Annotated in this window: 21 protein-coding genes; 9 read left to right on the top strand and 12 right to left on the bottom strand. The window is 56.3% G+C overall.

The annotated features are described in order from the left end of the window. Positions 1-131 precede the first annotated feature (131 nt). The 7 genes from ptsP to TH2_RS03680 all read right to left on the bottom strand — a co-directional run bounded on the left by ptsP (position 132) and on the right by TH2_RS03680 (position 6721). On the bottom strand, positions 132-1928 hold the full coding sequence (gene ptsP, locus TH2_RS03710; RefSeq protein WP_051007567.1) for a phosphoenolpyruvate--protein phosphotransferase: 1797 nt from the start codon (positions 1926-1928) through the stop codon (positions 132-134). Positions 1929-2007: 79 nt separating this feature from the next. Next, the gene (locus tag TH2_RS03705) at positions 2008-2283 is read right to left on the bottom strand and encodes an HPr family phosphocarrier protein (RefSeq protein WP_008889057.1); all 276 of its coding nucleotides are present in this window, start codon (positions 2281-2283) and stop codon (positions 2008-2010) included. Between the two features lie 64 nt (positions 2284-2347). Continuing rightward, positions 2348-2752, bottom strand: a complete 405-nt coding sequence (locus TH2_RS03700; RefSeq protein ID WP_008889056.1) for a PTS sugar transporter subunit IIA — start codon at positions 2750-2752, stop codon at positions 2348-2350. A gap of 17 nt (positions 2753-2769) precedes the next feature. Further along, positions 2770-3702 (bottom strand): RNase adapter RapZ, encoded by a 933-nt coding sequence (gene rapZ, locus TH2_RS03695; RefSeq protein ID WP_008889055.1) that lies wholly within the window; start codon positions 3700-3702, stop codon positions 2770-2772. Between the two features lie 16 nt (positions 3703-3718). Then, positions 3719-4159: an HPr kinase/phosphorylase gene (locus TH2_RS03690; protein WP_008889054.1), complete on the bottom strand. Its 441-nt coding sequence runs from the start codon at positions 4157-4159 to the stop codon at positions 3719-3721. Between the two features lie 109 nt (positions 4160-4268). Continuing rightward, positions 4269-5918: a stimulus-sensing domain-containing protein gene (locus tag TH2_RS03685; protein ID WP_081579257.1), complete on the bottom strand. Its 1650-nt coding sequence runs from the start codon at positions 5916-5918 to the stop codon at positions 4269-4271. Positions 5919-6004: 86 nt separating this feature from the next. After that, entirely contained in the window at positions 6005-6721 is a 717-nt protein-coding gene (locus TH2_RS03680; protein ID WP_008889052.1) for a response regulator transcription factor, read from the bottom strand. A gap of 315 nt (positions 6722-7036) precedes the next feature. On the opposite strand from TH2_RS03680, the gene TH2_RS03675 reads away from it, so the two are divergent. The 6 genes from TH2_RS03675 to TH2_RS03650 all read left to right on the top strand — a co-directional run bounded on the left by TH2_RS03675 (position 7037) and on the right by TH2_RS03650 (position 15581). Continuing rightward, entirely contained in the window at positions 7037-8752 is a 1716-nt protein-coding gene (locus TH2_RS03675; protein ID WP_008889051.1) for a sensor histidine kinase, read from the top strand. Then, positions 8749-10158 (top strand): sigma-54-dependent transcriptional regulator, encoded by a 1410-nt coding sequence (locus tag TH2_RS03670; RefSeq protein ID WP_008889050.1) that lies wholly within the window; start codon positions 8749-8751, stop codon positions 10156-10158. Before TH2_RS03675 ends, TH2_RS03670 begins: the two co-directional genes overlap by 4 nt. A gap of 460 nt (positions 10159-10618) precedes the next feature. Then, positions 10619-11584 (top strand): TAXI family TRAP transporter solute-binding subunit, encoded by a 966-nt coding sequence (locus TH2_RS03665; RefSeq protein WP_008889049.1) that lies wholly within the window; start codon positions 10619-10621, stop codon positions 11582-11584. 31 nt (positions 11585-11615) lie between these two features. Next, on the top strand, positions 11616-12092 hold the full coding sequence (locus TH2_RS03660) for a DUF1850 domain-containing protein (RefSeq protein ID WP_040822600.1): 477 nt from the start codon (positions 11616-11618) through the stop codon (positions 12090-12092). Positions 12093-12097: 5 nt separating this feature from the next. Beyond that, positions 12098-14113: a TRAP transporter permease gene (locus tag TH2_RS03655; RefSeq protein WP_008889047.1), complete on the top strand. Its 2016-nt coding sequence runs from the start codon at positions 12098-12100 to the stop codon at positions 14111-14113. Between the two features lie 184 nt (positions 14114-14297). Further along, the gene (locus tag TH2_RS03650) at positions 14298-15581 is read left to right on the top strand and encodes an MFS transporter (RefSeq protein ID WP_008889046.1); all 1284 of its coding nucleotides are present in this window, start codon (positions 14298-14300) and stop codon (positions 15579-15581) included. Between the two features lie 166 nt (positions 15582-15747). On the opposite strand, the gene TH2_RS03645 is transcribed toward TH2_RS03650, so the two are convergent. After that, positions 15748-15930, bottom strand: a complete 183-nt coding sequence (locus TH2_RS03645) for a hypothetical protein (protein ID WP_008889045.1) — start codon at positions 15928-15930, stop codon at positions 15748-15750. A gap of 138 nt (positions 15931-16068) precedes the next feature. Here TH2_RS03645 and TH2_RS03640 point away from each other — a divergent pair, with 138 nt between their 5' ends. Next, entirely contained in the window at positions 16069-17052 is a 984-nt protein-coding gene (locus TH2_RS03640) for a LysR family transcriptional regulator (protein WP_008889044.1), read from the top strand. Between the two features lie 16 nt (positions 17053-17068). On the opposite strand, the gene TH2_RS03635 is transcribed toward TH2_RS03640, so the two are convergent. Together TH2_RS03635 and fmt are read right to left on the bottom strand one after the other, a co-directional pair. Next, positions 17069-17611, bottom strand: coding sequence for a GNAT family N-acetyltransferase (locus tag TH2_RS03635; protein WP_008889043.1), 543 nt, complete (start codon positions 17609-17611; stop codon positions 17069-17071). Next, entirely contained in the window at positions 17611-18537 is a 927-nt protein-coding gene (gene fmt, locus TH2_RS03630) for a methionyl-tRNA formyltransferase (protein ID WP_040822306.1), read from the bottom strand. Before fmt ends, TH2_RS03635 begins: the two co-directional genes overlap by 1 nt. Before the next feature lie 57 nt (positions 18538-18594). Here fmt and TH2_RS03625 point away from each other — a divergent pair, with 57 nt between their 5' ends. Further along, positions 18595-19599 carry a hypothetical protein gene (locus TH2_RS03625; protein WP_008889041.1) on the top strand — a complete coding sequence of 335 codons (1005 nt, stop codon included), beginning with the start codon at positions 18595-18597 and terminating at the stop codon, positions 19597-19599. A gap of 61 nt (positions 19600-19660) precedes the next feature. On the opposite strand, the gene def is transcribed toward TH2_RS03625, so the two are convergent. Next, the gene (gene def, locus TH2_RS03620; RefSeq protein WP_008889040.1) at positions 19661-20179 is read right to left on the bottom strand and encodes a peptide deformylase; all 519 of its coding nucleotides are present in this window, start codon (positions 20177-20179) and stop codon (positions 19661-19663) included. 161 nt (positions 20180-20340) lie between these two features. Further along, positions 20341-21870, bottom strand: a complete 1530-nt coding sequence (locus tag TH2_RS03615) for a DNA recombination protein RmuC (RefSeq protein ID WP_008889039.1) — start codon at positions 21868-21870, stop codon at positions 20341-20343. 514 nt (positions 21871-22384) lie between these two features. On the opposite strand from TH2_RS03615, the gene acs reads away from it, so the two are divergent. Beyond that, entirely contained in the window at positions 22385-24328 is a 1944-nt protein-coding gene (acs, locus tag TH2_RS03610; protein WP_008889038.1) for an acetate--CoA ligase, read from the top strand. Positions 24329-24423 lie beyond the last annotated feature (95 nt).

Genomic DNA, 24423 nt, shown 5'->3' with positions numbered 1-24423 from the left:
TGCCCACGCCCTGAAATCCCGGCCTTTTTTGTGGCGGGAAACTAGAGCCTGTTGCATCAAATTTGTCGGCAAAACTGTCCCCTATGTTGGGATAGATGCCGATCACAACAAGCTATGAGGAACGGGATTTTTCAGGCGAGATCGTTGAAGTCATCAAGCATCATGGCGATCCGGGCAGAATCCCATTGTTCCATGACGCGGTTGGCCTGATGTTCGGAATTGCGACTATCAAGGCGGCGCAGGCGCTGTTTGACCAGCAACAGATTGACCGGCGACATCGAAAGGTTCCGCAAGCCAAATCCGATGAACAGCGGCACATAACGCGGATCACCGGCCATTTCACCACAGACACTGACCGGTATATCGCGTTCGCGGGCCACCTTGATCACATCACGGATCAGGCGCAGCACAGCCGGATGCAACGGATCAAACATACCCGCCACCTGATCGTCGGTGCGATCAATCGCCAGGGTATATTGCGTCAGGTCGTTGGTGCCGATGGCAAAGAAATCACTGTCGCGCGCCAAGGTATCCGCCGCCAGCGCCGCGGCGGGAATTTCGATCATCGCACCAAGCGGCGGCAGGGTTTCGGGGATCGGATGTCCATCCTTGCGCAGGCGCTTTGCCACCGCCTCATAGATCTGACGCGCACGCGTCATTTCATGCACGTTGACCACCATCGGAAGCAACACCCGAACCGATCCATGCAGGGACGCCCGCAGGATGGCGGCAAACTGTGCTTCAAGCAGTTCCGGCTTGCGCAATGACAACCGTATGCCACGCAATCCAAGGGCCGGGTTCGGGCCAGACACGATTTCATCTTGAAGGGCGACGGCCAGTTTTTCACCACCGATATCAAGGGTTCGGATGGTGACCGGTTTGCCATCCATGCGTTTGACGATATCGGCAAGTTCTTCGTATTGCTCGTCCTCGTCGGGCAGATAGTCCTTGTTCATGAACATGAACTCGCTGCGCAGAAGCCCGATACCGGTCGCCCCGTTTTCCAGGGCGGCGGCAAGTTCGATTGGCAATTCGATATTGGCATGCAGGTCAATATCGATGCCGTCACGGGTTGATGAGGGCACATCGCGAAGGGATGCCAGCTTTTCGCGCGCCGCCAGCCAGTCAGCACGGCGTTGGGTATAATGTTCGATGTCGGCATCGCTTGGCGACAGGATCACTTCGCCGCGCCCGCCATCGATAATGATCTGATCGCCGCCGGCAACGCCGCGAACGATATCAGCAGCCCCCAGAACGGCCGGGATACCAAGGGATCTCGCCATGATGGCGGTATGCCCTTCTGCCCCGCCAAGGGCGGTGACAAAGGCGGTCAGTTGGCCCGGTTCAAAGCGGGCCATATCGGCCGGACTAACATCCTCGGCAATCAGGATGGACCCCTGTGGCGCATTGTCCATTGCACGGTCGGTCTCGCCGATCAGGCAGCGCATCAGGCGCAGGCCCACCTCGCGAATGTCCGTGGCGCGTGCCGCAAGATAGCTGTCTTCCATGCCCGAAAACTGTTCGGCAATCGCATCGATCACTTCGCTGACCGCATGTACGGCATTAAGCTTGCGCGAGACGATCAGTTCCTCAGCCCCGCGCACCAGACGCGATTGGGTCAGCATGTGGATATAGGCATCCATCAGGAAGCCAAGTTCCTCGGACGCGGCACTTTCGGCACTCGATGATTGGGATTTCAGGCGTTTGAGCTGATCAATGCTTTCGGCAACGCCATCATGAAGACGTTTGCATTCGGCCTGCACGGCATCTTGGGAAATCGGCTTGCGGCTGACATGGACGATCTGGCGATCCAGAACAAAGGCGCGACCGATCACAATCCCGCCCGATGCGCCCAATCCGGTTATGACCCGGCGAACGCCCGAGTTATTTTCATCTGAAACAGTTTGGTCTGTCGGAGGAACTTGCAAGCCTTGTCTGCTACCAACTCGTTCTTGTTGTTTCCCGAAACTCAGACGCCCGCGGCCTCACATCGTGATCCGCGGGATCCTATTCTTCGTCGAACTTGGCATCGACCAGTTCGTTAAGCGCATCAATCGCCTGTTTGGCGTCCGGGCCGGTGGCCTCGACCTCGATCTCGGTGCCGATCGATGCGGCCAGCATCATCAACCCCATGATCGACACACCCGACACTTCGGTGCCACGGTTGCGCACCATGATGCTCGATTGAAATTCACCTGCCAGTTTAACAAATTTTGCCGCCGCCCGCGCGTGCAATCCGCGCTGGTTGCTGATTGTTAAAGTGCGTTTTTCCTTCTGCGCCATGTATGTCCCCGCAAGCCTGATGCACTGTCCCCGCGCATCCGGCCCTGTTCTTTTTGTGGCTGACTTATTCCTCGCCGCTCAGCAAACGCGACGCAACGTTGATGTATTTACGCCCCGCATCCTGGGCCGCATTGACCGTTTCGGCCAAGGTCCCGTCGATGCGAACAGATGCGAGTTTAATCAGCAAAGGTAAATTAACCCCTGCGATGACTTCGACATTTGCCTGTTCCATAATGGAAATCGCCAAATTGGACGGGGTCCCGCCAAACATGTCGGTCAGAAGGACAACACCTTTGCCGCTGTCGACCTTTTCGACACTGGCAAGAATATCTGCGCGGCGTTGTTCCATGTCGTCATCCGGTCCGATACAGACCGCTTCGACATTTTCCTGTTCGCCAACAACATGCTGCAAGGCAGATACGAACTCTTTCGCGAGATCGCCGTGGGTGACCAGCACCATCCCGATCATGCAGTTTTCTCCATTTTTCACTCCCCCGAGGTCGGCTCGTCCGGTTTGTCCCGATGGCTGAGATGTGTGTCATATCCCAGATCGGCAATCCAGTCATTGAGTAACCGCGCGATATAAACCGAACGATGTTGACCACCTGTGCACCCGACCGCAATGGTCAGATAGCTTTTACCTTCCTGCGCATAGCGCGGCAAAATCGGCTCCAGCATTGCCTTCAGGCGGTCGATAAACCCGGCGAAATCCGGGTCTTCTTCTATGTATTGCCCAACAGCCGCATTCATCCCGGTCATCAGGCGAAGCTCGGGATCATAATGCGGGTTGCGCAGAAAGCGAACGTCAAAAACAAGATCGGCTTCTGCCGGAACACCCTGACGGAACGAAAAGCTGCGCACAAAGATCGCAAGGCCTTCATTTTCGCCGATGTCGAACTGGTCTTGCAGGATCTTGCGAAGCTCGGCCGATTTCAGGCGCGATGTGTCAATGCGCATATCCGCGGTCGCTGCAATCGGCGCCATCAGGCGTTTTTCGTGCTCGATCGCGTCGACCAGAGGCCGATCATGGCTGAGTGGATGCGGACGTCTGGTTTCGGTAAATCGGCGCTGCAGGACCGTCGTGTCGGCATCGACATAGATCATCAACGGATCCATGCCCGTCTGTTTGCGCAGGCGACCGACAATCTCGACAAACTGATCAACGCCGAAATCACGGGTCCGGATATCAAGGCCGATGGCAATCGGCTGTTCCGGGCGGCAATCCCCCGGCACCAGGGCGGATAGCATGCGCAGCGGCAGGTTATCGACCGCATCAAAGCCGAAATCTTCAAGAATCTTAAGGGTCGTCGTGCGCCCGGCACCGGATACCCCGGTCACAAGAACCAGTCCGCTTTTGCCATCAAACGCCCCCAGGGCCTTATTCTGGCTGTCCGAAGAATTTGCCGAAGTTTTCTGCAAGTCTGGGTCCTGTGGATTACGGTTCAAGTGTCATTCCACCCGTCGCGAGCGCCAAAGCTACTCCAATCTTTGCCTCGATGGCCAGATCGGATGCACATAATGTCCAACGCGGGATCGCAATGCCACAAATCTCTTCGAAATCGGGTTCGGGCATGCGTTCAACCGTGGCTGGATCGGTGACCAGATCAATCAGAACCCGCACATCGCCTTCGGTTTTTTGCGGCAAACCGCGCACAACACCGATGCCGCGGACTTCGCACAATCCGGCAATCTGATCAGGTGCGCTGGCGATCAGGCGCCCATCGCGCGCCACAAGGTCGGTTCGATCATCGGAAACAAGAAAGCCGCCCGCATCGATCAGACGCAGCGAAAGACCGGATTTTCCAGATCCGGATGGTCCGCGCAACAGCACCGCATGGGCGCCGATCCGGACACAATTTGCGTGAAGCTGGGACATAATGCAAAACGATGCTTGGCAGAGGTTGGCTTGTCAAACCCCAAAAGCCCGGGGCGTGATCCACTTAACCTCCCGCATAGGCATTTCGCACTTTCTGCGCTGAAAAATCTTAGTCGAGCGGCAGGCGAATGGTAAAGACAGCGCCCTTGACCTCGTCACGAACCACGCGATTCTGTGCACTGAGCTCGCCATTATGGGCGGCAATGATTCGCTTGGAAATCGAAAGCCCCAAGCCCGAATGCTGCCCGAATTTCTCGGTCGCCGGACGTTCGGTATAGAACCGGTTGAAGATCGCCTCTTCCTTGCCCGGCGGGATGCCCGGGCCATCATCCTCGACCGTGATCACGGCCCAGTTTTTATCGCGCCATGCCCGCACGCGCACTTCACCGCCCTCGGGGGTAAAGGTAATCGCATTCGAAATCAGGTTCCTGAACACCTGTGTCAGGCGGCTTTCAAGTGCCGGGACATTGAGGTTTTCAGGCACCGAAACCTTGACCCGCGGGCCCTCTGCATCGGCGTTATAAAGTTCGCCTAGCGTATAAAGCAGCACATCAAGATCGACTTCCTCGCTCTCGGCGCGCGACAATTCGGCATCCATCCGCGAATAGTCGGAAATATCACTGATCAGGCGATCAAGACGCTGGACATCCTCGGCGATGATTTCCATCAGGCGGCGCTGGCGTTCCGGATCCTTAAGGCGCGTGGCGGTTTCCACCGCAGACCGCAATGACGTCAGCGGGTTTTTAATCTCGTGCGCGACATCGGCGGCGAAACGTTCAATCGCATCCATGCGATCCCAAAGCGTTTCGGTCATATCGCGCAGTGTGGTCGACAAATCGCCGATTTCATCACGGCGATCCGACAGATCGGGAATGGCAAACTGGCGGTTTTTGCTGCGCCGGACCCGTTCGGCCGCACGTGCCAACCGGTTCAGCGGTCGCGTGATCACGCCTGCCAGATAGATCGACAACAACACCGTAATGCCAAAGGCAAAGACAAAGATTTTCAGGATATCAAGGCGCACCGCATGCAGGGCGTTTTCAATCGATTCGCCGCTTTTGGTCATCATCACCGATGCCAGAACCTGCTTGAACCGTGCAACCGGCACCGATACCGACAAAACCCGGCGTCCTTCGCTATCAACACGGACCACCCCGCGCGAATAACCCGCAAGGGCTGCACGCACTTCGGGGTAATCGGCCGCACTGGCAACCGGCGGATCGACATAAAGCGGCAAGGGTTGTTCACCCTCAAACAATGTCAGGATGCCATCGGTCAGTTTGCGCATGATATCGGCAAAGGCATCTTCTTCGCCGGGTGGTGGAAGCTGTTCGGCCTGAATGGTGCCCGCACCAAGTGACTGGATGCTGCGACTATCAGCCAGAAGACTGCCATTGGTGGCAAAAAGCCGGGTGCGTGCGCCGGTAATCCCGACAAGACGGCGCACCATTTCGCGCGCCACTTCGATTTTCACCCGGTTGGTTGCGTCATCGCTGGAACTCACCGCCGACGTCGACAGGGCGGCGGCATACATTTCGGCTTGCACCGCCATGGCTTCCAGTTCGGAATGAATAAGTTCCTGCTTATAGCGGCCCAGATACAAAATACCCGCCACCAGCACAAAAAGTGCCAGCGCGTTCACGGCCAGAATCCGCCAGGTCAAAGGCGAAAACAGCCCGTGGCGTTCCTCTATCCGTGTCGTCCGGGGTTCGGACGGACCTGTGTGCTGGTCGTGATCACCAGTCCCAAGATCGCTCATTCAAACCTGCAATAACCGGCCCGGGAAGCGGGCCTGCAAAAGAGTGCGCGCCGAAGCACAAAGCTCCGGCGCGTCAAAAATCCTGATCAACCTGCCACAGTGGCCGTGTCGCGGTACCGGTAACCGACGCCATAGAGGGTTTCGATTTCCTTGAATTCCTTGTCGGTCTCGCGGAATTTCTTGCGCAGGCGTTTGATGTGGCTGTCGATCGTGCGGTCATCGACATAGATATGTTCGCCGTACGCCGCATCAATCAGTTGGTCACGGTTTTTCACATGCCCCGGATGTTTGGCCAGTGCCTGGATCAACAGGAACTCGGTCACGGTCAGATTAACGTGCTGACCTTTCCAGCTGCACATGTGGCGCGACGGATCAAGCACCAGATCACCGCGTTGCAGAACATCATCCGACCCGTTCGGGCGAACACCACCCGCACGCATGATTTCCGCGCGACGCAGAAGGGTGCGAATACGTTCAATCAGCAAACGCTGGGAAAACGGTTTCTTGATGTAATCATCGGCACCCATCCGCAGGCCGGTCAGTTCATCAACCTCGTCATCCTTGGACGTCAGGAAGATCACCGGCATTTCGGTTTTCTTGCGCAAATGGGTCAGAAGTTCCAGTCCGTCCATACGGGGCATCTTGATATCAAGCACCGCAAGATCAGGCTCTTCCTTCGTGATGGCATGAAGTGCCTCCGAGCCATCAGAATATGTCAGGACCTCATATCCTTCTTCTTCCAACGCCATCGAAACCGACGTCAGGATATTACGGTCGTCATCAACAAGTGCGATCTTACTCACCTGGACCTCATCTACTGGACAGATACATTTCACTCATTCGTGTGGTGACTATACAATTTACATTCCAATGTGGCGAAAAAATAACCACTTGCGGCATAATTAAGGCTTGTCGAATACAGTCGCAGTGCAATCTGTCACATCGCTGTATTTGTTGACTTTGCGCCACTGCGGCAAATAACAATCATCGCATCAGGGTAAAATGCCCACCTGTCCCGAACGCGGGACAAACCAAATTGATCCCTGACCCGACGGGAGGTCGCGATTTTCTATTGGTTAAGCAAGTTCAGCCGTGCCAGCCTGACCGCTGCCGGGGTTTTGATTTCGACACTTGTTGTCTGGCTTGTTGTCAGTTCGACCGGCAATCTGACGATCAATGAATTGCATCGCACCGCACAGGCGCGCCTGGCACTGTATGACAGTTCGCTGCGCGCGGCCGTCGATCAATATCGCTATCTGCCCTATGTCGTTGCCCGCCATCACGAAGTGATCGCCGCCATCACCGGCACCGGAAATCCCCGCACTGCGGATATGTATCTTGAACGGGTCAAACAACGATCCGGCGCGGCCGCCCTTTATGTCATGGACAAAACCGGCATGACGGTCGCGGCAAGCAACTGGAACACCCCTGACAGCTTTGTTGGCGAGGATTACGGATTTCGCCCCTATTTCAGTCAGTCGATTACCGGCGGCGAGGGATTTTTCTTTGGCATCGGGGTGACCACCGGGCGGGCCGGCCTGTTTATTTCCAATCCGATCCGCGGTGACGATGAAATCATCGGCGTTGCGGTGGTGAAGATCGAACTCGATGAGGTCGAAAGCAACTGGCAGGGAGGTGGGGAAACCGTCTTTGTCGCCGATGAAGACGGTGTGATTACCATGACCAGTCGCGGCGACTGGAAATACCGCACGCTTTCGGAACTCTCGCCCGAGGTGCGCGGCCGGATTGTCCGCCATCAACAATATCCCGGCAAGGAACTGGCATCCCTTGATATCGGCCAGCAACTGGCCAAGGGTACCGGCATTGTAACCATCAATTCCGAACGTTTCCTGTTTGATGACAAACACATGCAGGACAGCAAATGGCGGCTCTATTACCTGACATCGATGGATTATGTTTCCAACCGTCAGGCCGCCGCCCTGTTCATTGCCGTCAGTGGTGCCGGACTGATCATTCTGATCATCCTGTTTTTGCGCGAACGCGAACTCAAGCTCGCCTCCCAACGCGAAGCGCGCGAGTTTGCCCGCATTCAGGCACTGAATATCCGCCTAGAAGAAGAAATCGCTGTCCGTCGCAAAACCGAAGAAGAACTGCGCGGCACCCAAAACGAATTGGTGCAGGCCGGAAAGCTTGCCGCCCTTGGTCAAATGTCGGCTGCCATCGCCCATGAAATCAACCAGCCGATCACAGCCATTCGGACATTCTGCGCCAGTGCCAAACTGATGCTGGAACGCGGCAAAACCGAAAAGCTTGATCAGAACATCAACCAGATCTCCGCACTCACCGAACGCATGGGCGCGATCACAGGCCAGCTCAAGACGTTTTCGCGTAAATCCACCGGCGTGCTGGAGCCGGTCGACCTTAAGGTCGCCCTTGATAACACCCTGCAACTTCTAAGCCCGCAATTGCAGCAGGAAGAATGCACGCTTGAGCGCAATGAGCCCGATACGCCACTGGTGATCCAGGCCGATCTTGTGCGCATTGAACAGATTTGCGTGAACATCATCCGCAACGCACTGGATGCCATGGCCGACAGTTCGGTCAAACGCATCCGCATTGACCTTACGAGCACCAAAACCGACGTCATCATGCAGATTACCGATACCGGGCCTGGCATGAATGAAGAAACCCTGTCGCTTTTGTTTGATCCGTTCTTTACCACCAAGGATCCGGGACAAGGCGTGGGATTGGGACTTTCGGTAACTTATGGCATTGTGCGGGACTTCGGGGGCAGCATAAAAGCCTATAACACCGAAACGGCCGGGGCCTGTTTCGAAGTCCGCCTGCCGTTACTCAAGGGTAAAACACCGTGACGACCACCAAGCAAGTGCCACACAGTGACGCAGAAATTCAGATCACACCGCACATTATCATTGTCGATGATGACGAGGCGATGCGTGTCTCGCTTGCCCAGTGGCTTGAACTTTCCGACTTTGACGTCACGGTCTATGAAGATGCCCGTCAGGCCCTGCATGATATCAGCCCCGAATTTGCCGGCGTCATCCTGACCGATGTCAAAATGCCCAAGCTTGATGGCATTACCTTTACCCGATCTGTTCTGGCCGCCGACCCGGACATCCCGATCATCCTGATGACAGGCCACGGCGATGTGCCGATGGCGGTCGAGGCGATGAAAAGTGGCGCCTATGATTTCGTCGAAAAGCCGTTCGAGCCCAAAGACATTGTCGAAAGCCTTGAACGCGCCATTGAAAAGCGCCGCCTTGTTCTTGAAAACCGCAACCTTCGGCGACAGATCGCAAGCCGCGGCAGCCTTGAATCCCGCCTGATCGGCAATTCGATGCCGATGCGTAACCTCAAGGATGAAATCGCCAATATCGCACCCACCGAAGTCCCGGTTCTGATTTCCGGCGAAACCGGCACCGGCAAGGAACTGGTCGCGCGCGCCATCCATGATCTGAGTGACCGGCGTGATGAAAAATTTGTCGCGGTAAACTGTGCCGCCATCCCCGAAAGCACGGCCGAAAGCGAACTGTTTGGCCATGAAAAGGGGGCCTTTACCGGGGCGGCAAGCCAACGGATCGGCTGGATCGAACATGCGATTGGCGGCACGCTGTTTCTCGATGAAATATCAAGCATGCCGCTTGCCCTTCAGGCCAAATTGCTGCGCGTAATTGAACAGCGCGAAGTGGTGCGTCTGGGGTCGAACGCGCCGGTGAAGGTCGATTTCCGCCTGATCTGTGCCACCAACGAAGATCTGGTCGCCGCGGTTGCCGAACGCAATTTCCGTGAAGATTTGCTGTTTCGCATCAACACGTTTGAACTGTCCATCGCCCCGTTGCGCGAACGCCAGGATGACGTCGCGCTTCTGTTTGATATCTTTGCCGAACGGGCGGCCGAGCGGTTCGAACGCCCGTATGAGCGCCTGTCCCCGGCATTGATCGCGCAACTCAGGGCCCATGAGTGGCCGGGCAATGTCCGCGAACTTAAAAACATGGCCGAACGTTATGTTCTTTTGGTTGGAAGTCCTGAGGAACGGTTCAAACGGCTGTTCAAGGGCGGGTTCGAACCGACCAGCACACATAGCGGCGATCTCGCCCTTGCCGATCAGGTCCGCGAGTTTGAAGAACGCATCATTCGCGATGCGCTTGATCGCCATGACGGCAATGTCAAATCGGTGATGGAAGAACTCGACATCCCGCGCCGGACGCTTAACGAGAAAATGAAAAAGCTCAACATCCGGCGTGACAAACCGGCCTAAGCTATTGTTGCATTGCGATATTTTGTTCGCACGCGCAACAAATCGGCAAGAATCCGCCGATCGATTTTGGTAAATCGGCAAGATTATGCCGAATTGACAAATTGAAGCAATCTAAGTCATTGATTTGTAATTGTTAATTTTATTTCCTGTTTGGCATACTCATTGCAGTTTAAAACACCAAAATGATAAACTGACAAAAATCCGAGGGAGGAAATCTGACAGCCGGTCCGGTTCGGACGGTTCAAACGGCTGACTTAAAATCATCTCTTGGAATTGGTCTTTGAAGGGTGCCCGTCTGGCTTGATCGGCCAAGCATGTTGCGATCAACATCCGGCATCTTCGAAAACCCAAAAACAACAGGCCCGGTTTACAGGCCGCCAACGACCGTGAAGACCCATATTGTTTTACGATCTCTTGGATCTATTCGTCGCTTAAGTGTTTAACCCTAGGGAGGACTATCATGAAGCTCCGTACCCTGCTCACAGCAGCAGCCGCAGCCATGATGCTGACCGTCGCACCCGCGTCGGCACAGCAACTGTCAATCGCAACCGGTGGTACCGGTGGCACCTATTATCCGTATGGCGGTGGCCTTGCGGAACTGATCACCAAATACATCGACGGCACCAGTGCTGTTGCCGAAGTCACCGGCGCATCTGTTGAAAACATGGGCCTGATTGCCCGTGGCGACAGTGACATCGCAATCGGTCTGGCTGATACCGTTTATGCTGGTTACACCGGCACCGGTAAATTCGAAGGCCGTACCCTTGATAACGTTCGCGCTCTGGCGTCGATCTATCCGAACGCTGTTCAGCTCGTCACCATGGCCGACAGCGGCATCAACGGCCTTGCCGACCTTAAAGGCAAGCGCGTTTCTGTTGGCGCACCGGGTTCGGGTACCGAAGTTTCGGCACAGACCCTGCTTGCTGCCAACGGCATCACCTATGATGACATCGAAGAACAGCGCCTGAACTTCAACGAAACCGCAGATGCCCTTCGTGATGGTGACATCGATGCCGGTTTCTGGAGCGTTGGTCCGCCCACCAGCTCGATCCTGAACCTCGCGACCACGCGTGAAATCAAACTGATCGCGCTGACCGACGATGAAATCCTGGCTGCCCTCGATGCAGAACCGACCTTCGCACCGTACGCCCTGCGTAAAGGCGTTTACGAAGGCGTAACTGCACCGGTTAACACCATTTCGACCCCGAACGTTCTGTTCGTGAACGAAGAAATGGACGAGGAACTGGCTTATCAGATCACCAAGACCCTGTTTGAAAAGGTCGACGAACTGATCGCCATCCACCCGGCAGCAAACGACACCACGGTTGATTTCGCTCTGAACTCGACCCCGATCCCGATGCATCCGGGCGCCCTTCGTTACTACGAAGAAACCGGCATGCCGATTCCGCCGAAGCTGATCAAGTAAGATGCTTCTGCAAAAGTTCGGGCGGCCAGCAATGGCCGCCCTTCTTCTCCTGATCACGGCATGTGCTGGCCCGGCCTATCAGGATCACGTCAAACCCGGCACCGTCATTGATCATCTAGAGGTGATCGGCGCGGACGGGGCGCTTCTGGCCAGAACCGAAATTCCGCGTCAAACCGGCTGGTGCCTGTATTGGAACCATTCTGTCACCGGTGATGGCGTGATTGACTGTTATGTAGACGATCTTGGCAAGATGGTTCTCCATCGCGCCTATCAGCCCGACTTCGCGGCGGGACTTGGTCATTATCCCGGTCGCGGTATTCTGACCAGCGCAGAAGGCGGCGGATACTGGATCGAAGATATCGACGAACCTGTACGCGGCAATGCCTATGTGTTGCGCGTCGGCTCACTTGCGGTGAACCACCGCATCGTCACCGACCGTGACGAAATCAACCTTTCAAAGATGGCTGAACACACCCGTGTCACCATCCGCCTTGATACCGGGGAATAAATTTCATGTCCGAACAGGCAACGCTGCCATCCATGACGGATAGATTGCCACAGCCAAAACTGGTTCTGTGGGCAATCTCGATTGTCGCAGTCGCACTCTCTTTGTTCCAGATGTATGGCGCAGGGATCGAGCCGCTTGGCCTGTTCTATCAACGCAGTATTCACCTTGCGTTCGTGATGTTCCTGGCCTTTTTGATGTTCCCGATTTTCGGCAGCAACAAAAAGCGCGGCTTCCTTGGCTGGGTGATTGATCTCGCCTTTTTGGCCGGTGCCTTTACCACGGGCTTCTATCTTACGTTCTTTCTCGATGAAATCATCAACCGCGCCGGTTTCTGGAGCGAAACCGACCTGATCATTGGCGTGATTGCCACCGTCACCGTGCTGGAGGCCAGCCGCCGTGCAGTCGGCCTTGGCATGACCGTGATTGGCATCGTTGCCATCATTTACGCCCTGTCGGGTCCGCGCGGTGCGCTGCCGTGGGTTGGTGAATGGCTTCCGGGCATTCTTGCCCATCGCGGCAACGACGTTGATCGCCTTGTCGGGCAACTTTACCTCGGTCAGGAAGGCATTTACGGCCTGCCGATGGGGGTTGCTGCGACCTATATCTTCATGTTCGTTCTGTTTGGGGCGTTTCTTGAAGTCACGGGTGCCGGCAAGTTCTTTATCGATATGGCTTATGCCGCCACCGGCAAAAAGCCGGGTGGCCCGGCCAAGGCCGCCGTTCTGGCATCGGCCGGTATGGGATCGATCAGCGGGTCGGCAATTGCCAACGTGGTCACCACGGGTGCCTTTACCATTCCGCTGATGAAAAAGCTCGGCTACCGCCCGGCACAGGCGGGCGGTGTTGAGGCCGCGGCATCCACCGGTGGTCAGATCACCCCGCCACTGATGGGGGCGGGTGCGTTCCTGATTTCAGAATATACCCAGGTGCCTTATCTCGACATCGTTCTGGTCTCGATCTTCCCGGCGATCCTCTATCTCGGTACGGTTTATCTGTTCGTGCATATCGTTGCCCTGAAACAGGGCATGCGCGGCATGCCGGTCGAAGAGCTTCCGGACTGGAAAGAAGTTCTCAAGGAAGGCTGGCAGTTCATCCTGCCGCTGGGCATTCTGATTTACCTGCTGGTGCTTAACATCTCGCCGATGCGGGTGGGCTTCTGGGCCATTCTGTCGGTGATGGCGGTTGCCGCCCTGCGTTATGCGCTGTGGTTCTTCTTTGTCGCCCCGCAGCAGGGTGAAAAACCAAGCCACGAAAAACTGATCGCTGCCATCCGCAAGGGCATCGCGATCACCATTGCCGCCCTTGAACTTGGTGCCAAAAACGCCGTTGCCGTGTCGATGGCCTGTGCGGTTGCCGGTATCATTGTCGGCGTGGTTGGCGTGACCGGTCTTGGCCTGAAATTCTCGTCGATGATGATCGCGTTTTCGGGTGGCAACATCGTTCTGGCGCTTGTTCTGGTACTGATCGCAAGCCTGATCCTCGGTATGGGTCTGCCGGTAACGGCATCCTATATCGTCCTGATCGTGCTGGTGGGTCCGGCGCTTTCGAACGAGTTCGGCATTCCGCTTCTGATCGCGCATCTGGTGGTGTTCTGGTACTCGCAGGACAGTAACGTCACGCCTCCGATTGCACTGGCGGGCTTCGCGGGGGCTGCAATTGCTAACGCCAGTCCGATGGAAACCAGTATTCAGGCGTGGAAATTCGCCAAGGGTCTCTATCTGATCCCGGCCTTCATGGTCTTCAATCCGGAGATTATCGAAGGCGGTTCGATCCAGATCGTCCTTTGGACCGGCTTTACCGCGATTCTGTGTCTGGTGGCCTTTGCCGCCGCCCTTGAAGGCTACCTGTTTGCCCCGATGGATGTGCTTTCACGCATCATCATCGTTCCGGCAACCATCGGCGTGTTCTATCCCGACATCCGGGCAGAAATCGCTGGCACGATCGTCCTTCTTGCGGTTCTGGCCTTTAACTGGTGGCAGGGCAAAAAGAACACCCCGACACCGGCCGCTGCCGCAAGCTAAACCATCTCCGTCCCGACGAAAGTCAAAGCCCGCAAGTGTCATGCTTGCGGGCTTTTTCTTTGCCGCCTTCCCGAAGCCCCTGATCCCATCCCACCCATGCGGGCAGGTAGACAGCTGTTCACACGCCAGATACATTCCTCATACTATTTAATTTTGCCCCCACTCATACCTCGCCGGAATCCGCATGCAGTTTTTGATCTTGCTTCGCCAAGCGCCCCGCCAACTTGCCTTTGGCGCGTTGCACAGTTTTGGCTCCTCGTTCGGGCAAACGTTTCTGGTCGCACTGTTTGTGCCGTTCATTTCCGCCAGCTTGGCCCTCAATGAAACCGAATTTGCCAATATCTATGCCGGGATCACCATTGCCAGCGCACTTTGCCTGCCTGTCGTTGGCCGCTGGATCGACAAGGTCGATATCCTGTCCTACAGCCTCGCCACCATGGCGCTGCTTGCCCTTGGCTGTGTGCTAATTGCGCTCGCCGGCAATGTCTGGATGCTGATTGCCGCCCTGTTTGTCCTGCGTCTGGCTGGTCAGGGATTGATGAGCCATGTCAGCATGACCGGCATTGCGCGCTATTTTTCGCGCAGTCGCGGACGGGCGCTGGCGATTGCCAGTTTCGGTTTTCCGCTGGCAGAGGCGATCATGCCCGCGACATTGCTGGCCCTGATTGCCGCCTTTGGCTGGCGATATACCTATGCCGGGTCGGCAGCATTTATTCTGCTGGTCCTGCTGCCGGTTGCGATCTGGCTTATTCGAAGCGATGCGAAATTCCGCAAGGCACCTGCAAAAGCAACCGAGTCGACGACTGTACCTGAAACAAACAGTTCGGATCAGGCCGAGTCCCCGACAGACACCAGCCAAAGTGATCACCCTCGCCTGTTCAAATCGCTTTATGTCTGGTTCTGCATGCCGATGCTGGCAGCCCCACCCTTGATCATGACCGCGCTCTTTTTCCATCAGGGGGCGATTTCCAACAGCAAGGGGATCGAGCTTGGCTGGTTTGCCGCCGGGTTTACGGTGTTTGCCATTACATCGGTGCTGGGCGCGTTTGGCAGTGGTCCACTGATTGACAAACATTCGGCGCGCCGGCTGTTTCCCTGGCATCTGATCCCGATGATGGTTGGCATTGCCATTCTGGCGCTCACAACCACGCCATGGGTGATCCTGATTTATATGGGGCTGGTCGGCATTACGGTGGGCTTTGCCACGACTCTGCGCACCGCCATCATCCCGGAACTGGTGCCGCTTGATGAAATCGGTGCGGTGCGTAGTACCCTGACCGCAGTCATGGTGCTGGCCTCGGCGATTGGTCCGGCGATTTATGGCTGGATGTTTGCCGCCGATATGTCGATTGCCACCATGCTGGTGGTCACCCTGATTGCCGCTGCCATCGTCAGTCTGGGGTCGTGGTTCTCGGAACGACCGGGCTTTTACATGCCGCCCAACATCGCCCCCAAAGAGGCCGATTAGGCAAAAAAATGGCCCGGATCACAAAAGTGACCGGGCCAGTCGGGAAAACAGCGTCAAATAGGGAGGAAGACGCTAGATAGAAACCGTCGTCGTAGTCCCTGCCTGCGGGAGCACCTCTTGGGGAGGAAATCAATCGGCGCTCAACCGCATGCAGTTAGTTCGTCAGTTAGGCAGCACCGCCAACGGTGCCGGCCGGATGGTTTACGTCGGCTGATTTCTCGGAACCTTTGAACAGGTTACGGAAGAAGGAGCCTACGAATTCAGCGCGGAGCTGCTGACCTTTACGTACACCTGCCTCGATTTCGGTGGTGGAGATGTAACGGGTGGTGATTTCTTCGTAAGTGGCCATGGTGACCTCCTAAAATTTCGTTCGTTGCGACGCCGTGTCGCTCTCGATGAACTCAATCTAATTTCCTTTACGGGGAAAGAGAATTACCTCAATATGCACATTACTTGTGAATGTCCGTCATAAATAGGAAAGCTGAATATGGATCGCGCCGCGGAAATGGAAATCTTTGTCCATGCAGTCGAGGAAGGCAGTTTCTCGGCCGCTGCCCGGACAATGCGTCTGTCACCGTCAGCTGTTTCGAAGTACATCTCGCGCCTTGAAGATCGTCTGGGTGCCCGTCTTTTGATGCGCACCACCCGTCAGCTCAGCCTGACAGAGGAAGGCCGCGCCTTTTATGAGCGCGCCCGCACGATCCTGAATGAGATCGAGGAAGCCGAAGAAGTCGTCACCCAGCTTTATGCCGCCCCGCGCGGCACCTTGCGCATCAACGCATCGGTCGCCTTCACCAAGATGCAGGTGGTGCCGCTGATCCCGGAATTTCTGGCGCGCTATCCCGATGTGCGGATTGAGCTAACCCTTGATGACAAATTCACCGATCTGGTCAACGATGGCTATGACCTTGCCATTCGCCTGTCAGCACTCGAAGACTCGTCGCTGATTGCACGTAAATACGCGGTCAACCGCCGCATGATCGTCGCATCACCGGAATATCTTGAAAAGAACGGCATCCCGCGCAAGCCGCAGGACCTTGAAAACCATAACTGTCTGCATCTGTCGTCACGCGAAAGCTTTAACGACTGGCACTTTGAAACACCCGATGGTCACGTCGCGTTCCGCGCACAGGGTTCATTCTCGGCCAATGATGGTGACGTGCTCCACGAGGCTGTTCTGGCCGGGCTTGGCATGGCGCGATTGGCCGAATATCTGGTGCATGAAGATATCCGCACCGGTCGCCTGACCCCGGTTCTGACCGAATATGTTCATGATCAGGCGTGGATTTCGGCGGTGTATCCGCATAAACGCCACTTGTCGCCCAAGGTGCGCGCCTTTGTTGACTTTCTGGCCGAAAAGTTCACCCCGGTCCCGCCGTGGGAGCTTGGCTTCCGCGATGCGCGTGCGGTGCGCCGCAACAGTGACGGCACCACCGACACCAGCAAAACCGCCCGCGATGTTGGCAAATAGCCGATAGGCACCCGGCCTAGAAGCCAAGCGCCTTCTGATAGGCCGCGAAGTCAAAGCGGAACTGCCATTCCGACGAATTGGAAAGATCATCCAGAATGCGGCTTTCGCCTGTGCGCGCAAAGCCGCATTTTTCATAAAACCGATGCCCGGCCTCAAACCGCGTATCGGTCCACAGCATCACCACTTCGCATTCCGGGTGGGTTTGCCCCAACCAAGCCAACGCCTTGGCCATCAGTTTTTGTGCCATGCCCCGCCCCCGCACAGCCGGATGCAGATAAACCTTGTGAAGCTCGCCTTCGCGGCTGGCCACGTCATACTTAACCCCGAAACAGCCCAGAACCCGATCCTGATCATCGACCGCGACCCAGATCCGGCCGTCATCGGCCTTGAAGTCATCAGAAATCGCATCAAGTTCGGGGAATTCGGCGGCGCGATCAAACACGCAGCCGGGATAATCGGCAAACACCAGCGCGATCAGATCGGCAATGCCATCACCATCTCGGTTAAAGGCCGGCCGGATCGTCACATCACCACCCGTATGTGCCGTGATATTTGCCATCAGCCGAGCTTTACGCCCTTGGCAAGCTTGTCATAGCCGCGCAGCACCGCATCGGTATCCATCACCGATTTGCCCGGCCGCTGAATACGGGTCGGACGCAGCGCGCCGGTGCCACAGCCAATCGTCAACTTGTCATCAAGGATCTCATCGACCGGGCCGGATTGATCAATCACCTCGGCCGCCTGCACCTTGATGCGTTCGTTACCGAGCTCGAAATAGGCCCCCGGCCACGGGGTAAAGGCACGAATTTTGCGCTCAAGTGCAGCGGCATCATCGGTAAAATCAAGCTTGGCCTCGGCGCGCTCCAGCTTTGCCGCATAGGTCACGCCCTCTTCGGGCTGCTTGGTGGCAACAAGCTCCCCCTTGGGCAGCTTTTCAAGCGCCTCGACAATCATCTTGCCGCCAAGTTCCGCCAGATCATCATGCAAGGCATTGGCATAGGTTTCCGCCGTGATCGGCAATTCGCCAACTAGCAACATGTCACCGGTATCCAGCCCGACATCCATCTGCATGATTGTCACACCGGTCGCATCATCCCCGGCCAGAATGGCGCGCTGGATCGGGGCGGCCCCGCGCCAGCGCGGCAGAAGCGACGCGTGAATATTCAGGCAGCCAAATTTCGGCGCATCGAGAATGGCTTTCGGCAGGATCAGGCCATAGGCCGCGACCACCGCAACATCCAGATCAAGATCGGCAAAGGCCTGCTGTTCCTCGGGCGATTTCAGTGACACCGGATGGCGGACCTCGATCCCCTGCGCGGCGGCCCAGGCATGTACCGGGCTTGGCGTTTCCTTGTGCCCGCGGCCGGCCGGGCGCGGCGGCTGTGAATAGACGCAAACCACGTCATGCCCCGCCGCCACCAGATCCTTAAGCGCCACAAGGGCAAAGTCCGGGGTTCCCATAAAGGCAATGCGCAGCTTGGTCATATCAATCCCATTCATCTTTTGACTCTTCTGGCGGCAATTTGGCGTTATCCTGCCCAAATGACAAGCCAAGCCTTACCCCAATCCAAGAAATACCCGGTCAGCCACATCTGGCACACGGACTGGAGCCTGTCGGCCAAAGGCCGCTGGGTCGCCAAAGCCAGCCGCCGTGACACCGGCTGGCAAATCCACGCCATCGAACCAGTCGGGATGCTCCATCAATTTCGCCAATCGCTTGCCAGCCATGGCAAGCAGGATGTCCTCTGGCTCGGCCTTGATATGCCGATCGGATTTCTGGATACGTGGTACGATGGCGCAAATGTCAAAGACTTCATGTCCTTGCTGAGGTTGCTTGAATCCGATGAATGGCAGGATTTCTTTGATGTCTGCCAATCACCGGGCGAAATCCGGCACACTCGACCATTCTACCCACAAAGCTCCGGCATCAAGGACAGCGTCAAACGCGGGCATCTGATCGATGCATTGGGACTGCCAGATTTCGATGCGCTTCATCGCCGATGCGAACGGGCCACCAACCCCAAAGACGGCCCACCACGCAACGCCGCCTGCCCGTCCTTCTGGACACTGGGGGCGAGTCAGGTCGGCAAGGGCATGCTGCATGGCCTCAAAAACCTGATCATCCCGGGTCATGCCGATGGATTTAACATCTGGCCGTTTTCGGGCAATCTCGAAACCTGCAGCAAATCCCCCGGCGTCACCCTGATTGAAACCTATCCCGGCGAAATTTATGGCTGGCTTTCTGACACAAGTGAGTTGACTAAATCAATTCAAGGCAGCCGCAAGGAATTCTTGCAAAAACTGCGCGATAACGCCAGCACGAAGGGCATTAAAATCAGTCCTGCGGTCTGGGCCGACATCAAGGATGGCTTTGGCCCGGATCACGGCAAGGATGATGCCTTTGACGCCCTGATCGGGGTGATGGGTTTGATCGAAATCGCCGACGGTCGCCACCCAGAACATCTGCCCCGCACGCCAAGTGTTCTGGAACGGGAAGGATGGATTGTCGGGCTTGATCCGAACGACATCAAGCCCCGCAAATCTTAGCTCACGCAAAACAAAAGGGCCGGAAAACCGGCCCTTTGCATACGTTTTCTGTTCAGAAGTCTCAGGCAGACTTTTTGGTTTTCTGCAGCTTCTGGACTTTTTTCAGGATCATGTTGCGCTTAAGCGCGCTGAGATAATCGGTGAAAAGAACGCCGTCCAGGTGATCAATCTCGTGCTGGATGCAGGTTGCCAGCAAACCGTCTGCCTCGATCTCGTGCGTTTCGCCGTTCTCATCCATGTAACGCATGCCAACTTCAGCCGGGCGTTCGACATCGGCATATTGTTCCGGGATCGACAGGCACCCTTCCTGATAGATCGAGGTTTCCTCAGATTCCCAGATGATCTCCGGATTGATCAGTTTCAGCGGTTCCGGCTTGTCCTTGTCATCGGACACATCCATGACCACCACGCGCTTCATCACCCCGATCTGCGGCGCTGCAAGACCAATGCCCGGGGCCGCATACATGGTTTCAAGCATGTCATTAAGAAGGGTCTTGATCTCATCATTCACTTCCTCGACCGGTTCGCATTCCTTTTTCAGGCGCGGGTCTGGAACGATAAGAATTTCACGCAGGGCCATGGGTCAGTAATCCGGTGTTCGAACTAATTGCAGTAAACGAGTATAGCGAATTTCGCGCTTCGAGATAAGGTTTCCCCACGCCCAAGTCAAGCAAACAGCCCGATTTACCCGTGATGGCTGCCATGTCGCGCACAAGGGATCTCGGCCAAAACCGGTTTGGTTCAATCCCTGGCGTCTGGCGTCACATCCACGTCTGGCGTTGCATCCTCTGGCCCGGCCAGCAATTCCGTCTTGGTGATTTCGCGCACATGGGTTTCCGACGGGGACGGTTCCTCGATCATGCGGTCATCAGAGACAATATGCTTTTCCTTGAGCTTGCGCGCCGACACCAGGACCGATCCTTCGAGTGACCCCAGGGTCTTGTTGTAATGCTTCACCGTACTTTCAAGCGATTTTCCCATCGATGAGAAATGCTTGGCAAGCGCACCCAGACGGTCATAAAGCTGCAAGCCGATTTCACTGATATCGCGTGCGCTTTCGGCCAAAGCTTCCTGTCGCCAGCCATATGACACGGCCTTAAGCAAGCCCAGCAAGGTCGTCGGTGTTGCCAAAATGACCCCGTCGCGGAAGCTGTCCTCAATCAAACGCGGGTCACGTTCAAGGGCGGCCGAGAAGAAGCTTTCACCGGGCAGGAACAGCACGACAAATTCCGGACTGTCGACCGACTTCCAGTAGGATTTTTTCGAAAGATCCGTGATCACCTTGCGCACATTGGTGACATAGGTCGCCATCAAAGCTTCGCGGCGATCTTCGTCATATTTCTCGTCAATCGCCTCAAGATAGGCCGATGTCGGGGCCTTGGCATCGACCACGATATTCTTGCCGCCCGGCAGGTGAATGACCATGTCGGGTTTCTGAACACCTTCGTCGGTGTTGAAATGCACCTGTTCGTCAAAGTCGCAATGCTTGAGCATCCCGGCCAGTTCGACAATGCGCTTAAGCTGCAATTCGCCCCACTTGCCCGACACCGATGAACTGGACCGCAGGGCAGAGCTCAGCGTCTGGGTTTCCTTGGACAATTTGTGCTGCGATTGCACCAGGGTCCCGACCTGCTCACGCAGCTCGCCATAGGCTTCCTTGCGGTTTTTTTCAAGTTCATTAACCTTGGTATCAAAGGCTTCAAGCCGTTCCCGGATGGGTTTTACGATCCCGTCAATGGCCTGCTGGCGTTTTTCAAGATCACCCTTGGCCCCTTCCTGCAGGCGCGAAAAGTTTTCGCGCGCCAGCTTCATGAACTCGTCGTTATTGACCTTGAGCGCATCGGACGACAGCGCCTTGAAGCTATCAAGCAGCTTGGTCTTGGCATCTTCGAGCATCTCGAGCTTTTCCTTGGCCGCCTCGCGCTCTTTCTCAAGCGCGGTCTCAAGCTCGGACCCCTTCTCGCGCCAGTGATCAAGGGCGGTGCGAAGCTCCTTCATTTCGGCTTCAAGCACCGGCACCCGGTTGGCCGTGGTTTCGGCAATGGCGCGCTTTTCCGATGCCTCGGAAAGCCTTTCACGCATCTGGGCAACCTCGGTCGCAAGATCACGCCGGGTATTGTCCGCATGTTCAAGCTGGGACGCCAGAAGGGCTGTGCGCGACTCCGTCTCGGCCTCGGCGGCATCCTTGATGCGCTTGACCATCATGATGCTAAAGACAAGTGCCAGAACAGATGCGCCAAGCGCCCCTGCTGCCAAAGAAATCGGATCCATTATCCCACCATTTGATTACGTGCTGGCTTCTTTGTATCTGTTTTGTTCCGTCAAATCCAGAACCGAACCAAGCTGGCCCCACATCCACGTACAGAAAAAATGTAATCGGCTTCACTGGCGAAGCCCGGAATTTCGGATATATTTCAATTGGATAAGGGAACAGAACCAAGGATCGGCACCCAAGGGCGGCCAAAGATGACGACCATGCCAGCTGTTGCGGCAAACGTACACCCACCAACGCGCACCCGGCCAGGCCCGCCCCCGTCTTAAGTTGTATTCCCTCAATACTCTCTGCGCACTAGCATAGGGCGCAAGCGACAGGAGTAACTTTGCCGTGCCCGCCCCTTTGAACGGGACCGATCACACACCGGACCGGGCAGCATGGCAAAGCAGGTTCTGAACCGCACCGAAATTACCGCATCGGACGGATGCCTTTTTCGAGCCCGTTGGAAAAGTCATCGAAAGCACCCCGGTGCCGACCTAGAGACCACAGGAAACGAACAAGAGGCCACATATGTCTGCGAACGTTTATCCCGTACCTGACGACATCGCGAAGGGCGCTTTGATCGACAAGGCAAAATACGACGCCATGTACAAGCAGTCGGTCGAAGACCCGGAAGGCTTCTGGGGCGAACACGGCAAACGCATTGACTGGATCAAACCCTATAAAACCGTCAAAAACGTCAGCTACGACGCCAAAGACCTCTATATCAAGTGGTATGAGGACGGGACGCTCAACGTCGCGGCCAACTGCCTTGACCGCCACCTTGAAAAGCGCGGCGATCAGACCGCCATCATTTTCGAAGGCGATGATCCCAACGTCTCCGAACACATCACCTATCGCGATCTTTATGAGCGCACGTGCCGTTTCGCCAATGCGCTGAAATCGATGGGCGTTGCCAAGGGTGATCGCGTTGTCATCTATCTGCCGATGATCCCCGAGGCCGCGGTTGCCATGCTGGCCTGCGCACGTATCGGCGCGATCCATTCCATCGTCTTTGGCGGTTTCTCGCCCGAGGCATTGGCTGGCCGTGTCGAGGATTGCGGTGCGAAAGTCGTTATCACCTCGGACGAAGGTCTGCGTGGGGGTCGTTCGGTCCCGCTTAAACGCAACGCCGACGAAGCCCTGTCGCATCCGGGTGTCAAATCGGTCGAGAAAATGGTCGTCGTCAAGCATACCGGCAAGGACGTTGCCTGGAACGATGCGCGCGACGTCTGGTATCATGAAGTCTGCGAAGCAGCCTCTACCGACTGCCCGCCGACCGAAGTCAATGCCGAAGACCCGCTGTTTGTTCTTTATACCTCGGGCTCGACTGGCAAGCCCAAAGGTGTTCTGCACACCTCGGGCGGTTACCTCGTTTACGCATCCATGACCCATGAATATGTCTTCGACTATCACGAAGGCGATATTTACTGGTGCACGGCCGATGTCGGCTGGGTCACCGGTCACAGCTATATCGTTTATGGCCCGCTGGCCAACGGTGCCACGACCCTGATGTTTGAAGGTGTGCCGAGCTATCCGGACGCATCGCGCTTCTGGCAGGTTTGCGAAAAGCACAAGGTCAACATCTTCTATACCGCACCAACCGCGATCCGTGCCCTGATGCGCGAAGGCGAAAGCTTTGTGAACAAGGCCGATCTGTCGTCGCTTCGCATCCTTGGTTCGGTGGGCGAGCCGATCAACCCGGAAGCCTGGGAATGGTATTACGAACATGTCGGCAAAAAGAATTGCCCGATTGTCGATACCTGGTGGCAGACCGAAACCGGCGGCATCCTGATTACGCCGCTGCCGGGTGCGACCGACCTGAAACCGGGTTCGGCGACCTTGCCGTTCTTTGGTGTTCAGCCAGCCCTTCTGGATAACGAGGGCAAGGAACTGACTGGCGCAACCGATGGCAACCTTGTCATCAAGGACAGCTGGCCGGGCCAGATGCGTACGGTCTATGGTGACCATGAACGCTTCATTCAGACCTATTTCAGCACGTTCAAAAACGTCTACACCACCGGTGATGGCGCACGTCGCGATGATGATGGTTATTACTGGATCACTGGCCGTGTTGATGACGTGATCAACGTATCGGGTCACCGCATGGGCACCGCCGAAGTTGAAAGCGCCCTGGTCGCGCATTCCAAGGTGGCCGAGGCCGCCGTGGTCGGCGTTCCGCACGACATCAAGGGTCAGGGCATCTATGCCTATGTCACGCTCAATGCCGGCGAAGAACCGACTGACGAGCTGCGCGCTGAACTGGTCAAATGGGTCCGCAAGGAAATCGGCCCGATCGCAAGCCCGGACTTCATCCAGTGGTCGCCGGGGCTGCCGAAAACCCGTTCGGGCAAAATCATGCGCCGTATCCTGCGCAAGATTGCCGCCAACGAATATGATCAGCTTGGCGATACCTCGACCCTTGCCGATCCGGGTGTTGTCGATGACCTGATCGATAACCGCCAGAATCGCTAAGGCCTGAATTCCGGCGACGACAAGTCTCCAGATACCCTTACACGGAAAGGCCCCTGCCAATGGTGGGGGCCTTTCTTGTATCCGGGCTGCAAGCA

It is taken from the genome of Thalassospira profundimaris WP0211, from assembly GCF_000300275.1.
In the GTDB taxonomy this organism is placed as follows: Bacteria; Pseudomonadota; Alphaproteobacteria; order Rhodospirillales; family Thalassospiraceae; genus Thalassospira; species Thalassospira profundimaris.
Note: the sequence above shows the minus strand (reverse complement) of the source record. Positions and strands in the feature narration are given on the sequence as shown.

Excerpts from the sequence above, each read along its gene's own strand:
- fmt (WP_040822306.1), bottom strand. The coding sequence starts at position 18,537 with ATGACCAAGCTGCGCATTGCCTTTATGGGAACCCCGGACTTTGCCCTT.
- acs (WP_008889038.1), top strand. The coding sequence starts at position 22,385 with ATGTCTGCGAACGTTTATCCCGTACCTGACGACATCGCGAAGGGCGCT.
- TH2_RS03640 (WP_008889044.1), top strand. The coding sequence starts at position 16,069 with ATGGATCGCGCCGCGGAAATGGAAATCTTTGTCCATGCAGTCGAGGAA.
- def (WP_008889040.1), bottom strand. The coding sequence starts at position 20,179 with ATGGCCCTGCGTGAAATTCTTATCGTTCCAGACCCGCGCCTGAAAAAG.
- TH2_RS03665 (WP_008889049.1), top strand. The coding sequence starts at position 10,619 with ATGAAGCTCCGTACCCTGCTCACAGCAGCAGCCGCAGCCATGATGCTG.
- TH2_RS03660 (WP_040822600.1), top strand. The coding sequence starts at position 11,616 with ATGGCCGCCCTTCTTCTCCTGATCACGGCATGTGCTGGCCCGGCCTAT.
- TH2_RS03685 (WP_081579257.1), bottom strand. The coding sequence starts at position 5,918 with ATGAGCGATCTTGGGACTGGTGATCACGACCAGCACACAGGTCCGTCC.
- TH2_RS03615 (WP_008889039.1), bottom strand. The coding sequence starts at position 21,870 with ATGGATCCGATTTCTTTGGCAGCAGGGGCGCTTGGCGCATCTGTTCTG.
- TH2_RS03625 (WP_008889041.1), top strand. The coding sequence starts at position 18,595 with ATGACAAGCCAAGCCTTACCCCAATCCAAGAAATACCCGGTCAGCCAC.
- TH2_RS03635 (WP_008889043.1), bottom strand. The coding sequence starts at position 17,611 with ATGGCAAATATCACGGCACATACGGGTGGTGATGTGACGATCCGGCCG.
- TH2_RS03705 (WP_008889057.1), bottom strand. The coding sequence starts at position 2,283 with ATGGCGCAGAAGGAAAAACGCACTTTAACAATCAGCAACCAGCGCGGA.
- TH2_RS03700 (WP_008889056.1), bottom strand. The coding sequence starts at position 2,752 with ATGATCGGGATGGTGCTGGTCACCCACGGCGATCTCGCGAAAGAGTTC.
- TH2_RS03645 (WP_008889045.1), bottom strand. The coding sequence starts at position 15,930 with ATGGCCACTTACGAAGAAATCACCACCCGTTACATCTCCACCACCGAA.
- TH2_RS03655 (WP_008889047.1), top strand. The coding sequence starts at position 12,098 with ATGTCCGAACAGGCAACGCTGCCATCCATGACGGATAGATTGCCACAG.
- TH2_RS03650 (WP_008889046.1), top strand. The coding sequence starts at position 14,298 with ATGCAGTTTTTGATCTTGCTTCGCCAAGCGCCCCGCCAACTTGCCTTT.
- TH2_RS03690 (WP_008889054.1), bottom strand. The coding sequence starts at position 4,159 with ATGTCCCAGCTTCACGCAAATTGTGTCCGGATCGGCGCCCATGCGGTG.